Consider the following 12,099-nt stretch of genomic DNA (forward strand, 5'->3'; position numbering starts at 1 on the left):
AATGGCCAAGCTGCAGACTTCAATTTAGGTCTTGGGGCAGTTCCCGTCCAGCACTCTTGGTTGAGGCTGTGATCGAGCGCCAACTATGTGGAGCCCCGGCACGGGGGCTATACTGCCGGTATAGGATTGACGTAGAGGATGTATGGCAACTCACAGTAAACCCATAGCCTGGAGCATCGCGGGTTCCGATTCGGGCGGGGGCGCAGGGATTCAGGCCGACTTGGCCACCTTTCACGACTTTGGTGTTCACGGCTGCACGGTCATCACCGCGATTACCGCGCAGAACAGTTTTACCGTCGGCCATGTTGCGGTGACGCCCCGGCGGGCGCTTGCCGCGCAGATCAATGCCCTCGACAGTGACCTGCAGGCCGATGCCATCAAGCTGGGTATGCTGGCCGACACCGATGTGGTGCAGATGGTCGCCAAGTACCTGGAGGATTATCAGGGTTTCGTGGTTTGCGACCCGGTCATGGTGTCTACCAGCGGCGGCAAGCTCATGGGGTCCGGCACTGCCGAACTGGTGATTGAAAAACTGCTGCCCAGAGCGGATTTGCTTACCCCCAATCTCGATGAGGCAGAGGTACTGCTCAACCGCAAAATTGACGGCCTGGATGAAGTGGAGCGGGCGGCGGCCGACATTGTTGCCCTCGGCGCGCGCTCGGTGCTGATTACCGGTGGCCATCTGAGTGCCCGCAACAACCAGCGTCACGACTACTGGACCGACGGTTTGGAAGGGTTCTGGTTGAGCGGCCCCAATATCGACACCCTTAATACCCACGGCACCGGCTGCACCCTGTCGTCAGCCATCGCTGCGCTGATGGCCCGGGGGTTTGAGCTGTTCGACGCGCTGGTGATCGCCAAGGCCTACATCAGCCAGGGTTTGCGCATGTCGGTGCAGCTGGGGGGTGGCCCCGGGCCGGTGGCCCATACCGGCTGGCCCCAGCAGTTGGCGGATTTCCCCTCCGTGCGGCGACATCTGCCCCAGAAAGGGGAAGCGCTGTTCTTTCCTGATTGCGACGGCGAGCTGGGCTTGTATCCGGTGGTGGACTCGGCCGCCTGGGTTGAGCGGCTGCTCAAGTGCAGTGTGCAAACCGTGCAGCTGCGAGTGAAAGACAAAGAGGGGGAAGCGCTGACCGCTGAGATTGCTGCTGCGGTGGCGCTGGGTCGGCATTACCGGGCCCGGGTGTTTATCAACGACTACTGGCGTGAAGCCATTGCCGCCGGGGCCTACGGTGTTCACCTTGGCCAGGAAGATCTGGATCGCGCCGACCTCGCCGGCATTTCCCGGGCGGGGCTGCGTTTGGGAGTAAGCACCCACAGCTATTTCGAGGTGGCCCGCGCCCACGGCATTCGGCCCAGTTACATTGCCATTGGACCGATTTTCCCGACCACCAGTAAGCAAATGCCCTTTGCGCCTCAGGGTGTGGCCCAGTTACAGCGGTGGGTAAATATCCTGTCGCCTCACTACACCCTCACGGCCATCGGCGGCATCGATTTGCGCCGCACCCCCTCGGTGCTGGCCACCGGCGTGGGCAGCGCCGCGATGATCAGCGCCATCACTCAGGCCGACGACCCGGAGGCCGCGGTGGCAGAACTGATGGCCTTACACGAATCCCCGCTCGTATGAGCCGGGGCCAGAGCCGGCCCCGGCGCCTTGGCGTGGTTTCCTGGTGGGGGTTGCTGCTCGGTCTGTGGGCGTCGCCTCTGCTGGCCGGGCCCGACAGCGTGATGGTTCAGGGCTTGTTTAAAGACGCGGCTTTGTTGGAAATCAATGGTCAATCACGACTGATGAAGGTGGGTCAGCGCGATGCCAGTGGCCTGACGCTGATTGCCGCGGATAGTCGTTCAGCCACCGTGGAGGTGGATGGGCGGCGCATGCAATTGCAGCTCAACCGCCGGGTGGGCGGCCTGTACCAAACCCCGGCGCGACAGTCCCTGAGTTTGCAGCGCAACCTGCGCCGGGAGTATCGCGCGGCGGTGTCGATTAACGGACAGCGGGTCGATGCCATTATTGATACCGGTGCGACCCTGGTGTCGCTCAGTGGGCGGCAGGCATCCGCCTTGGGTATTGTCTATCAGCAGGGGCGGGAGACCCGGGTGAATACCGCGTCGGGACAGGCCCGCGGTTATCTGGTGATGCTCGACCGGGTGGACCTGGCGGGGATGACGCGGCACCTGGTGCCAGCGGTGGTGGTGGAGGGAGATTATCCCCGGGAGTTGCTGTTGGGGATGAGCTTTCTCGAACATATGAACATGCGCGAGGAAGAAAATATTCTGACGCTGACCCCGCGCTACCCCTAAGGGCCGCCAATGGTCGCCTGATCGCCCATGTGCTGATAAAATGCGCGACCGATTTATTTTGGAGATGCCCGTGGCGGTCCGGTTTGTAGAATCCTCCCAGCTTCCCACGCCCTGGGGCGTGTTCGATATCCATGGGTTCGAAGATGTCGAGGGTGGCAAAGAGCATGTGGTGCTGACCCTGGGTGACATCGGCGATGGTCAGCCGGTGCTGGCCCGGGTGCACTCGGAATGCCTGACCGGCGATGCGCTATTCAGCATGCGCTGTGACTGTGGCTCCCAGCTGCGTGGCGCCCTGGAAAAAATTGCCGAGGAAGGTCGCGGCGCGCTGTTTTACCTGCGCCAGGAGGGCCGGGGAATCGGTCTGCTTAATAAGATCCGCGCCTACAAGTTGCAGGATGCCGGCGCCGATACCGTCGAGGCTAACGAGCAGCTGGGTTTTGGCGCCGATATGCGCGACTACAGCCTGCTCAAAGTCATGTGCAACCACTTGTCGATTCGCAAGGTGCGGTTGATGACCAATAACCCCCGTAAGGTCAACGCCTTGACCGATCAGGGTATTGAGGTCGTTGAGCGGTTGCCCCTCAAGACCGGCCAGAACCCCCACAATGCCAAATACTTGGCGACCAAGTCTGGCAAGCTCGGCCACTTGTTCTAACTAAGCCTTTTTCCAGCGCAGTCGTTTTGATGAGCCCGCCCTTGGCGGGCTCTGTCGTTTTCAGGCTTCGGGTTTGATCAGCCTGCCGGGCGGTGGGGCACGCCCCCCCGCTTTGCTCAACGTCCCAGGCTGGGGGTTAAACCCGCCGGTACGCGCGTTGTTGATGTGCCGGTAACCGCGCCTAGGCGGGCAAGCTGGCGATACACCCGCAGACTGTGGGCCAGGTAATCCTGTTGTGGTTGCCACGGCGCCAACTCACCAGGGGTCCAGTTGGCCAGCTGTTGGCGCTCAACCAGGCCAGACTCCTGCAGGTATTCCAAGGCCCGGGCATGGCCTGAGCGTGGTTCGCTGTGGGCCGGCTGCAGGCTCACCACGGGGCGGTTCATGGCAATCGCCTCGGCCAACATGCTCATACTGTCTTCGCTGCAGAAAATCCGCTCACCGCCGCCCAGCAGCGCCTCAATGGGGGTGTTTGAAGGTTTGCTGCCGTCGATCAACAGGTCGCACACCGAGGCATCCAGGGTGTCTTGCAGCACCTGAAATGCCGCCTTGGGTGTGCGTCGTGAAGTGGTTACCAGCCAGCGAATCTGGTGTCGCTGCGCCAGTGCTTTCGCGGCGCTGGCCAAGTGCTGCCAGTCCTCTTCGGCGTACTGGTAGCCGCTGCCATCGCCGCCGATCAGCAAGGTCCATCGTGGCAAATCGCCAGGGACAAGGATGTGGCTGGCTTGCTGGCAGTGCTGCGGGCAGGCTTTGCCGAGGGGAATCAGGCTGGCCACGCTGTTGGCGGTTGCCGGGTTGCCCTGCAGGGTGACATTGGCACTGATTAAGCGTGAGGGAATGGCATAGGTGTTGCCGATCACGGCATTTGGGGTTTGCCAGAGGCGGCTCAGGCTCACGTTAAGGGCCAACACGTTACCGCCAAAGGACACGATCAGGTCGGGCCGGCGATGGCGGGCATTGGCGCTGGCAAAGCGTTGGCGATAAAACAGCGGCAGCAGGCGCAGCAGGTTGCGGCATGGCAATTGCGCCCAGAGGCGCAGCAGCCGGTTGAGTAATTTGAGCCGGGGCGACATGGCCAGCTCGGCGATCTCGGTGGGCTGGTCGTGCTGCCTGGCAATGAGCCGTGCCAAGCCCAGCGCCTGGCTGGCATGCCCTGCCTTTCCGTCGTGTAACACCAGAATGCGAAACGGCACCGTGGGCCTCCCTGTTTCCTTGGTGATTGCTCAAGGTAGCGTAGGCGGCGCCAGTGACGCTGGCGTAACAAGCCGGTGACGTTACGGTAACAAGCCGGTGACAGTCCGGTAACGAATCGATGACGAAGAGGTAATATTTTGGCAGAGCGGGCAAAAGTCCGCTCTGCCGGAAGGCTAGCCGGGCAGTGAGGACAGTAGCGGCGCCTGGCCGAGTTTGGTTTGCCGGCGGCGAATGCTGGCGGCAATGCCTTCGGCATCGAGGCCCACGGCGCTCAACATCTGTTTGTGCTTGCCGTGATCGATAAAGTCATCGGGCAGGCCCAGCTGCAGCAGGGGAAGGCAGATGTCCTGGCGATTCAGGTATTCGGCCACAGCACTGCCCGCGCCGCCGGCGATGGCGTTTTCTTCCACGGTGACCAACAAGCTGTGGCGCCGGGCCATATCGTCAATGAGCGGGCCGTCTAGGGGCTTCACAAAGCGCATGTCGACCACCGTGGCATCCAGGCTTTCGGCGGCTTCCAGGGCCGCGCCCAGCAGCGTGCCAAAGCACAGGATGGCTACATCCCGCCCTTCCCGGCGCACCACACCCTTGCCAATTTCCACCGGGGTCAATTCGGCCTCGATGGTCACTCCGGGACCGGTGCCGCGGGGGTAGCGCACCGCCGCCGGACCCGGGTAGAGGTACCCGGTGTGCAGCAGTTGCCGCGTTTCATTTTCATCGGAAGGCGCCATTACCACCATATTGGGGATGCAGCGCAGGTAGCTGAGATCAAAGGCACCGGCGTGGGTGGGGCCGTCTTCGCCGACCAGACCAGCCCGGTCTATGCCAAAGGTGACATCCAGATTTTGCAGGGCGACATCGTGGATCAGTTGATCGTAACCCCGCTGCAGGAAGGTCGAGTAGATCGCCACCACCGGCTTGAGGCCGTCGCAGGCCATCCCGGCGGCGAGAGTGACCGCGTGCTGCTCGGCGATGGCAACGTCGTAGAAGCGCTCGGGGAATTGCTCGGAAAAGGCGACCATGCCGGAGCCTTCGCACATGGCTGGGGTGATCGCGACCAGCTCGGGGCTGGCCGTGGCCTGGTCGCAAAGCCACTGTCCGAACACGTCCTGATATTTCGGTGAGGCGGGCTTCGGCGGGGCTTTGGCTTCGACCTTGGGCTCAATTTTGGAGATGGCGTGAAAACCCACCGGGTCTTGCTCCGCGGGCTCAAAGCCCTTGCCCTTTTGGGTCATGATATGAAGCATCTGGGGGCCGGGCAGTTCGCGCAGGTTGCGCAGGGTAGGCACCAGCATGTCCAGGTCGTGGCCGTCGATGGGGCCGATGTAGTTAAAGCCCAGCTCTTCAAACAGGGTCGCTGGCGACACCATGCCCTTCATATATTCTTCCAGCCGGGCGGCGATGCTGGTGGCCGGGCGGGGCAATTTGCTGAGCACGCTTTTGCCACCGCTGCGAATCTGGTTGTAGGTTTTGGAGGCCCAGATTTTAGAGAAGTAGGTATTCAGGCCGCCGGTGTTCTTGGAGATCGACATCTGATTGTCGTTCAGCACCACCAGCATGTTGGCGCCGGTGTGGGTGGCGTGGGTGATGGCCTCAAAGGCCATGCCGGCGGTCATGGCGCCGTCGCCGATAATCGCCACGTTGTGCCGATCGATGCCCTGCTGGCGGGCGGCAATGGCCATGCCCAGGGCGGCACTGATGCTGGTGCTGGAGTGGCCCACGCCAAAGGTGTCGTAGGGGCTTTCTTCCCGCTTGGGGAAGCCGGCCAGACCATTGGGCTTGCGCATGCTGTTCATGCGTTCCCGGCGGCCGGTCAAAATCTTGTGGGGGTAGCATTGATGACCCACATCCCAGACCAGGCGGTCCTCAGGGGTATCGTACACGTAGTGCAGGGCAATGGTCAGCTCGACAACACCGAGACCCGCGCCAAAGTGGCCGCCGGTCTGGCCCACGGTATACAACAAGAATTCCCGCAGTTCTCGGGCGAGCTGTGGTAATTGGGCCTCGTCCAACTCACGCAGCTGGGTGGGGCTATCAATTGTGTCGAGCAGCGGAGTGACTGGCCGCTCGAGGGGAATGTCCCGGAACATTGATACGTATAACCTGATCGCGTCAAAGGGCGGAATTGTAAACGAATTCGTCCACTATACACACGGTTGGTGGTTTTTGCCGACGGCGGCGCTATTTGGCCGCCTCAGTGGGTGAGCAGGTTCAGTGGGTACGGGCAACAATATAGTCGGCCAGTTTACGCAGTGGGTCGGCCTCCCGGCCAAATTCGGCCAGAGCGCCAATCGCATATTGGTGGAGATTGTCAGCCATGGCTTTGGCGCCTTCGAGACTGAGGAGCGCGGGGTAGGTGGGCTTGTTTCTGGCCAGATCGGCCCCTTGGGTTTTGCCCAGTACGTCGGTGTGACTTTCAATATCCAGAATATCGTCCTGCACCTGAAAGGCCAGGCCGATCGCCAGGCCATAATTATCCAGAGTGCGGCGCTGGGCCAGGCTGGCGCCACACCAGTGGGCAGCCATGAGGATTGCGCCGCGAATAAGCGCGCCGGTTTTTAGCTGATGCATCTGCTTCAGGGTGGCCAGATCCACCTGGGTGTTAACTGCGGCGAGATCGATGGCCTGGCCGCCCACCATGCCCCGGGGGCCTGCCGCGGCGGCGAGGGCGCTGATGACGGCAACCTGCCGCGCCGGGTCGCCCTGCAGTTCGGTGAGCAATTCAAAGGCACGGCATTGAAGGGCATCGCCAACCAGAATGGCGGTGGCCTCATCGAAGGCAATATGGCAAGTGGGCTTGCCCCGGCGCAGGTCATCATCGTCCATGGCGGGCAGGTCATCGTGAACCAGCGAATAGGCGTGCAGCATTTCCACTGCGCCGGCTAAATAATCAAGGCCCTCCCGCTGTGGCTGGCGCAGGGCGGCGGCGGTGGCGTAGACCAGGGTGGCTCGGACGCGTTTTCCGCCATTTGTCAGGCTGTACAAGCAGGCTTCATTCAGGCGCGCCAGTGCGGAGGCATCCCCGCCGGTGGCAAATTCGCTCTCGCCGCTCAAAAACAGGTCGGGAAGGCGCTGCTCAATATGGGTTTTACAATCCTGCAGGTAGCCGTCAACGCTATCGCTCATGACTTGTCGTCCAGATTCTGGCTGAGAATTTCGCCATTCTTTTCGGTGAGGACTTTCACCTTCTGTTCGGCGTTGGCCAGTGCCTGTTGGCAGTCCCGGCTTAGCTGCATGCCCTTCTCAAAGGCTTGCAAGGAATCCTCTAGGCTTAGCTCGCCCGATTCCATGCCTTTCACTAGTTGTTCCAGCTCGGCCAGGGCGCTTTCGAAATTAACGGTTTTGGCTTTGGCCATGGTGATCTCCCGGGTCATTGCCGCCGGTTGCTGGCGGAGGCGCTATTCTATGGTTTGCTCTGGGTAATTGCATTACTGCGGCCGACAGATTGCCCGTGGGCGGGCGCCGGTGGAGCGTGTGGATTGAGTATTGTATGCTGCCAGCCCGGGTTGAGGCACGACTATGGAGTATTCAGCGGTACTGGATTTTTGGTTTGGCGAGCTGCAGCCGGCAGATTGGTGGCGCAAAGATGCCGAGGTGGATCGCCGGATTGCTCGCCGCTTTGGCGAGGTGCACCGGGCGGCCGTGGCAGGAGAGTGTTATTTTTGGCGGCACAAGCCGCAGGGGCGCCTGGCGGAAATCATTGTGCTGGACCAGTTTTCCCGCAACGTCTTTCGCGATCAGGCGGCGGCCTTTGCCGCCGATGGTCAAGCCCTGGTACTGGCTCAGGAGGCGATTCGGCTGGGCGCAGACCAGCAGCTTGAGCGCGACCAGCGGGCTTTTATGTATATGCCCTACATGCACAGTGAATCCCTGGCCATCCAGCGGGCGTCGCTGTCATTGTTCGAGGGCTTGGGACAGCAGAACAATCTGGACTTTGCCCGGGCTCATTTTGCGATTATTGAGCGATTTGGGCGTTATCCCCACCGCAATGCGATTTTGGGGCGGGCCTCAACGGCGGAAGAGCTAGCCTTTCTTGAGCAGCCCGGATCGTCGTTTTAAAGAGATAATGAAGACCATGTTGAACAACAATTTGAATAACAAATGGATTGGGCGCGCGTTGCTGGCCCTGGTGTTTGCACTGGCGTTGCCGGTGGCGGCCGACTGCGAGTATCCCAACAGTGAGCGTGGCACGCCGCCCCAGTGGTTGTGTGGCGAGCCGAGTTATGAGGGCTTTGCTTACCTGGCGGTTGGTGAGAAAAGCCGGATGCCCTCCATTTCACTGCAGAGCCGCCTGGCGGGTAAGGATGCGATGACCGGGGTGGTGAAGAAACTGCTGACTGCGGCGGCAGAGGATATTAGCGCCCAGCTCCCAGAGGGGGTAACCCCGTCGCTCGTACTGCCCAATGCTGAGGACTGGAAACGGGTGGCCCGCTTCAAAGGCATTAAAGTGGCAGACAAGACCACCAGCCCAGTGCGAACGCTATATGTGCTGGCCGGTGTGCCCGAGGAAGCGCAAAGCGCTCTTGTCCAGCAGGCGCGCAGTGAAGTGTTAAAGAAAAATCGCAAGGCGCTTAAAGCCGCCCTGGCAGAGCCCCAGTGGCTGGCTCTGCAGGAGTGGGTCAAACGCGGCGGTTAGCCGCTACTGCCACAGCTCACAGCGCGGAGGTGCACTGGGGGCAGCGGCTGGCGGCAATAGAGATGGTCGAAATGCAGTGCGGGCATTCCTTGGTGGTGGGTTCTGCAGGTGCCTCGGGCGCGGGTGCCGCCTCTTCTTTTTCCCGCAATTTGTTGATGCCTTTGACCAGCATGAACACCGCAAACGCGACAATGACAAAGCTGATGACCGCGTTAACAAACAGGCCATAATTGATGGTAACCGCCCCGGCGGCTTTAGCATCGGCCACCGTCAGGTAGGGGCCGGGAGTCGCGCCCTCGCTGATGACCAGCATCAGGTTGGCAAAGTCGACTCCCCCAAGGGCCAATCCAATGGGCGGCATGATGACATCGCCCACTAGGCTTTTGACAATGGTGCCAAAGGCGCCGCCGATAATGATGCCCACAGCCATGTCGATAACATTGCCGCGCACGGCAAATTTTTTAAACTCCTCGAACATTCGCTTCCCTCTTCGCTAATTTCAAACAGTGGTACGTCGCTTCTGCCACCCTGTAAAGACCTTAACCCGATCTGGGATTTTTTTCCTGTGATGGGGTGCGGGTGGCTCAAATTGAGCAGCTGTGCGATCAATAGTACGATGCTTGGTGCACTGGCGACGGCTTACAGCTTGATAGTCTGCAGCAAGCGAATGCCCGCCAGGGCTGCCACAGATAACAATAATACGGATGGGTGAGATGAGTGAAATTGCATTGATAACTGGCGCCTCCGCGGGTATTGGCAAGGCCTTTGCCATGCAGTTGGCGCCGCGATGCCAGTCGATGATTCTGGTCTCCCGGGATGCTGACAAACTCGATGGTGTTGCTCAGGAGATCCGCGCCATGGGGGTGGGGGTGAGCTGTATTGCCGGTGACCTGACCCAGCCCTTGGTGGTGGCGGAGGTGGTCGAGGCGGTTCGCCAGCGTGGGCCGGTGTCGATTCTGATCAATAACGCCGGATTTGCGACCCACGGCATGTTTGCCGAGTCGGATATCGACAGCCAGCTCGGCATGGTCGATCTACACTGCAAAACCATGTTGTCGCTGACCCGGGCGGTGCTACCCTACATGCGCCAGCTGGGCAGGGGGCATATCGTTAATGTGGCCTCCCTGGGCAGTTTTTTCCCGATGAAATATGCCGTGGTTTACGGTGCCAGCAAGTCCTTTATGGTGGCGTTTTCAATGGGCCTGGCGCAGGAGGTGGGGCATGAGGGCATTGGTGTTCAGTGTCTGTGTCCTGGCTATACCCACACCGAATTCCACACCAGGCCGGCGGTGTCGCACTTTCATAAAAGCTCGGTGCCGGATCGTCTATGGTCTGATAGTGACGATGTAGTGAGTGCCAGTCTGGCGGCGATGGATCGGCCGGGAACGGCGGTGGTGGTGATTCCGGGGGAGGAGAATCTAGCCAATGCGCGCTCTGCCCTGGAGGGCTTCTCTCGGGTGCTCAGTTAGCTCCTCAGCGAAGTTTTGCGTCGCCTAAAAATTCCAGGCGGCGATCCCGGGTTAACTGCAAGCAGTCAAAATCCTTGGCCATATGAATTTGCCCGCTGAAAATCGCGGCGGCTTCGTTGCGAAGGTCGTCGATGCTGCGCTGGTTCTCGTTCAGGGTGTCGCCGAGGCGATAACGCTGGCTGAAGTGGGTCAGTATCAGGTTGGCCAAGCCTGCCTGCTGCGCAGTGCGGGCGACCATGGCAGCGGTGCTGTGCATATACTGGGGGCCGACTTTGGCCAGCACATCCTCGGTAAAAGTCGCCTCGTGAACCAGCAGGTCGGATGTTTCCAACGCCGATGCCAGCAACTCCGGCTGGTCGTTGTCGCCGCCAATAATGATCCGCCGCGCCGGCCAGGCGGGTTGCCGAACCTGATCGGCTAGTACCTCGGTGCCGTCGGCCAGTGGAATATTCTCGCCCTGTTGCAGCCAGTTCCAGTCCGGGCCCCGGGGCACGCCGAGGGTGTCGAGGGCCTGTTCGTCAAGATGAAAGGGCGGGATCTCGCTGACCTGATAGGCGAAGCAGGGCACCCGGTGGGACAGGGGAAGTGCGCGCACGTCGATACTGCCGTCCCGCCAGTGAAAATCGGCGGCATCACTGCGGACAAATTCCAGTGGGAAACGCAGCTCGCGGATATCCGTGTGGGTAAAGGCGGCCCGCACAAACTGCTCTATGCCATCGGGGGCGCACACGGTCAGCGGTGCCTTGCGGCCATTCATGTTGGCGCTGGCAATCAGGCCGGGTAGGCCGTAGCAGTGATCGCCGTGAACGTGGGTGATAAAAATGGCCCGCAGGCGCGCGGCGCTGTAGCGGCTGTGCAGCAGTTGATGCTGGGTGCCTTCGCCACAGTCAAAGAGATACCAGTCGCGGCTATCGTCGTCGGCCAATGCCAGCCCGGTAACGTTGCGATAGGGCGTTGGGCTTCCCGCGCTGGTGCCAAGAAAAGTCAGTCTCATGTCTTCAGTTTACGGCAGCCTTGGGCAGAAATCCCCTGCTTTGGCTCGGGTTTTATTGCTCCCTCAGGCCTTTTGTTCCAGTTCTGACAGGGTCGCCAGCGTATTGGCGGAAGCCGGCGCCTGCAACATGGCTTCGATGCAATCGATCAAGTTGCCAGACATAAAGGCCAGGGATTGGGGCAGATTGGCCGAGCTCAGGTTACGGCTTTTGCGAATCAGTTTGGTGTAGTCCGACAGGCTGTGAAAGACCAGTCCGTTCATAAAGAGCACCCGCTGGGTGGCCAGCGCGGTGGGCAGGGGCTGCAGTTGGGCATGTACGATTTTGGACAAGGTTGATTCCCGTTTGAGGCGAATAGCCTCACTGTCCTGGTCCAGGTAGCCCAGGGTGTTATCGGTAATCAGCTCGGCGCTGATATGCACAAAGGCCTCGCCGCCATTGGGGTCGGCCAGCTTTTCCAGCAGGGGTTCCACCAGGGCGCGGGCAATCACCTGGCTGCGGGGAATGCCCTGGGATTGCAGATCGGCGACCAGCTGGGCTCGTGCGTCGTGGAGTCCGGGGTTGTGCTTGTCAAAAATCGCCTGAAGCAGGCCCGCCTTGTTGCCAAAATGATACTGCACCGCATTGCGATTGCTTTGCCCTGCCTCACGAGTGATGGTATTGAGGGAGACACCCTCGACACCATACCGGGCGAACAGGGTTTCCGCCGAGCTGATCAGCGCTTCTCGGGTGCGTTGACTGCGATTTTCCTTGTATGCCGCAAACGTCATAGTGCTTCCTTGCCAGATTGATGACCTGCACAGCGGTCACTTTCGATTACCGACATGTTGCTGCTTCCGAATATTCACCTAC

The 12,099-nt window shown here is 60.6% G+C and carries 13 protein-coding genes; 6 read left to right on the forward strand and 7 right to left on the reverse strand.

Going from position 1 to position 12,099, the window contains the following annotated elements:
• The first annotated feature begins 142 nt into the window (after window positions 1–142).
• From thiD to ribA, 3 genes are all read left to right on the forward strand, one after another.
• Window positions 143–1,627, forward strand: coding sequence for a bifunctional hydroxymethylpyrimidine kinase/phosphomethylpyrimidine kinase (thiD, locus tag NCG89_RS10960; protein ID WP_251086576.1), 1,485 nt, complete (start codon window positions 143–145; stop codon window positions 1,625–1,627).
• Window positions 1,624–2,301: a retropepsin-like aspartic protease family protein gene (locus NCG89_RS10965; RefSeq protein WP_251086577.1), complete on the forward strand. Its 678-nt coding sequence runs from the start codon at window positions 1,624–1,626 to the stop codon at window positions 2,299–2,301. The genes thiD and NCG89_RS10965 overlap by 4 nt, the downstream gene beginning before the upstream one ends.
• A 70-nt stretch (window positions 2,302–2,371) precedes the next feature.
• On the forward strand, window positions 2,372–2,956 hold the full coding sequence (gene ribA / locus NCG89_RS10970; RefSeq protein ID WP_251086578.1) for a GTP cyclohydrolase II: 585 nt from the start codon (window positions 2,372–2,374) through the stop codon (window positions 2,954–2,956).
• A gap of 116 nt (window positions 2,957–3,072) precedes the next feature.
• Here ribA and NCG89_RS10975 read toward each other — a convergent pair whose 3' ends face one another.
• The 4 genes from NCG89_RS10975 to NCG89_RS10990 form a co-directional block, all read right to left on the reverse strand.
• Complete coding sequence (locus NCG89_RS10975) at window positions 3,073–4,149, reverse strand: ELM1/GtrOC1 family putative glycosyltransferase (protein WP_251086579.1); 1,077 nt, start codon at window positions 4,147–4,149, stop codon at window positions 3,073–3,075.
• A gap of 174 nt (window positions 4,150–4,323) precedes the next feature.
• The gene (dxs, locus tag NCG89_RS10980; protein ID WP_251086580.1) at window positions 4,324–6,240 is read right to left on the reverse strand and encodes a 1-deoxy-D-xylulose-5-phosphate synthase; all 1,917 of its coding nucleotides are present in this window, start codon (window positions 6,238–6,240) and stop codon (window positions 4,324–4,326) included.
• 121 nt (window positions 6,241–6,361) lie between these two features.
• Window positions 6,362–7,276: a polyprenyl synthetase family protein gene (locus NCG89_RS10985; RefSeq protein ID WP_251086581.1), complete on the reverse strand. Its 915-nt coding sequence runs from the start codon at window positions 7,274–7,276 to the stop codon at window positions 6,362–6,364.
• Window positions 7,273–7,506, reverse strand: coding sequence for an exodeoxyribonuclease VII small subunit (locus NCG89_RS10990; protein WP_251086582.1), 234 nt, complete (start codon window positions 7,504–7,506; stop codon window positions 7,273–7,275). Before NCG89_RS10990 ends, NCG89_RS10985 begins: the two co-directional genes overlap by 4 nt.
• A 163-nt stretch (window positions 7,507–7,669) precedes the next feature.
• Between NCG89_RS10990 and NCG89_RS10995 the strand changes: the two genes are divergently transcribed.
• Window positions 7,670–8,209 (forward strand): DUF924 family protein, encoded by a 540-nt coding sequence (locus NCG89_RS10995; protein ID WP_251086583.1) that lies wholly within the window; start codon window positions 7,670–7,672, stop codon window positions 8,207–8,209.
• 16 nt (window positions 8,210–8,225) lie between these two features.
• Window positions 8,226–8,786, forward strand: a complete 561-nt coding sequence (locus NCG89_RS11000) for a hypothetical protein (RefSeq protein WP_251086584.1) — start codon at window positions 8,226–8,228, stop codon at window positions 8,784–8,786.
• 16 nt (window positions 8,787–8,802) lie between these two features.
• On the opposite strand, the gene mscL is transcribed toward NCG89_RS11000, so the two are convergent.
• On the reverse strand, window positions 8,803–9,264 hold the full coding sequence (gene mscL / locus NCG89_RS11005; RefSeq protein WP_251086585.1) for a large-conductance mechanosensitive channel protein MscL: 462 nt from the start codon (window positions 9,262–9,264) through the stop codon (window positions 8,803–8,805).
• A gap of 235 nt (window positions 9,265–9,499) precedes the next feature.
• Between mscL and NCG89_RS11010 the strand changes: the two genes are divergently transcribed.
• The gene (locus tag NCG89_RS11010) at window positions 9,500–10,255 is read left to right on the forward strand and encodes an SDR family NAD(P)-dependent oxidoreductase (RefSeq protein WP_251086586.1); all 756 of its coding nucleotides are present in this window, start codon (window positions 9,500–9,502) and stop codon (window positions 10,253–10,255) included.
• Between the two features lie 4 nt (window positions 10,256–10,259).
• Here the strand turns inward: NCG89_RS11010 and NCG89_RS11015 are convergent, their stop codons facing one another.
• Together NCG89_RS11015 and NCG89_RS11020 are read right to left on the reverse strand one after the other, a co-directional pair.
• Window positions 10,260–11,249: a ribonuclease Z gene (locus NCG89_RS11015; RefSeq protein ID WP_251086587.1), complete on the reverse strand. Its 990-nt coding sequence runs from the start codon at window positions 11,247–11,249 to the stop codon at window positions 10,260–10,262.
• A 63-nt stretch (window positions 11,250–11,312) separates the two neighbouring features.
• The gene (locus NCG89_RS11020) at window positions 11,313–12,017 is read right to left on the reverse strand and encodes a TetR/AcrR family transcriptional regulator (protein WP_251086588.1); all 705 of its coding nucleotides are present in this window, start codon (window positions 12,015–12,017) and stop codon (window positions 11,313–11,315) included.
• Between the last annotated feature and the right edge of the window lie 82 nt (window positions 12,018–12,099).

Source organism: Spongiibacter taiwanensis (assembly GCF_023702635.1).
Taxonomy (GTDB): domain Bacteria; phylum Pseudomonadota; class Gammaproteobacteria; order Pseudomonadales; family Spongiibacteraceae; genus Spongiibacter; species Spongiibacter taiwanensis.

Excerpts from the sequence above, each read along its gene's own strand:
- dxs (WP_251086580.1), bottom strand. The coding sequence starts at position 6,240 with ATGTTCCGGGACATTCCCCTCGAGCGGCCAGTCACTCCGCTGCTCGAC.
- NCG89_RS11020 (WP_251086588.1), bottom strand. The coding sequence starts at position 12,017 with ATGACGTTTGCGGCATACAAGGAAAATCGCAGTCAACGCACCCGAGAA.
- NCG89_RS10990 (WP_251086582.1), bottom strand. The coding sequence starts at position 7,506 with ATGGCCAAAGCCAAAACCGTTAATTTCGAAAGCGCCCTGGCCGAGCTG.
- NCG89_RS11010 (WP_251086586.1), top strand. The coding sequence starts at position 9,500 with ATGAGTGAAATTGCATTGATAACTGGCGCCTCCGCGGGTATTGGCAAG.
- NCG89_RS10995 (WP_251086583.1), top strand. The coding sequence starts at position 7,670 with ATGGAGTATTCAGCGGTACTGGATTTTTGGTTTGGCGAGCTGCAGCCG.
- mscL (WP_251086585.1), bottom strand. The coding sequence starts at position 9,264 with ATGTTCGAGGAGTTTAAAAAATTTGCCGTGCGCGGCAATGTTATCGAC.
- NCG89_RS11000 (WP_251086584.1), top strand. The coding sequence starts at position 8,226 with ATGTTGAACAACAATTTGAATAACAAATGGATTGGGCGCGCGTTGCTG.
- thiD (WP_251086576.1), top strand. The coding sequence starts at position 143 with ATGGCAACTCACAGTAAACCCATAGCCTGGAGCATCGCGGGTTCCGAT.
- NCG89_RS10985 (WP_251086581.1), bottom strand. The coding sequence starts at position 7,276 with ATGAGCGATAGCGTTGACGGCTACCTGCAGGATTGTAAAACCCATATT.
- NCG89_RS11015 (WP_251086587.1), bottom strand. The coding sequence starts at position 11,249 with ATGAGACTGACTTTTCTTGGCACCAGCGCGGGAAGCCCAACGCCCTAT.
- NCG89_RS10965 (WP_251086577.1), top strand. The coding sequence starts at position 1,624 with ATGAGCCGGGGCCAGAGCCGGCCCCGGCGCCTTGGCGTGGTTTCCTGG.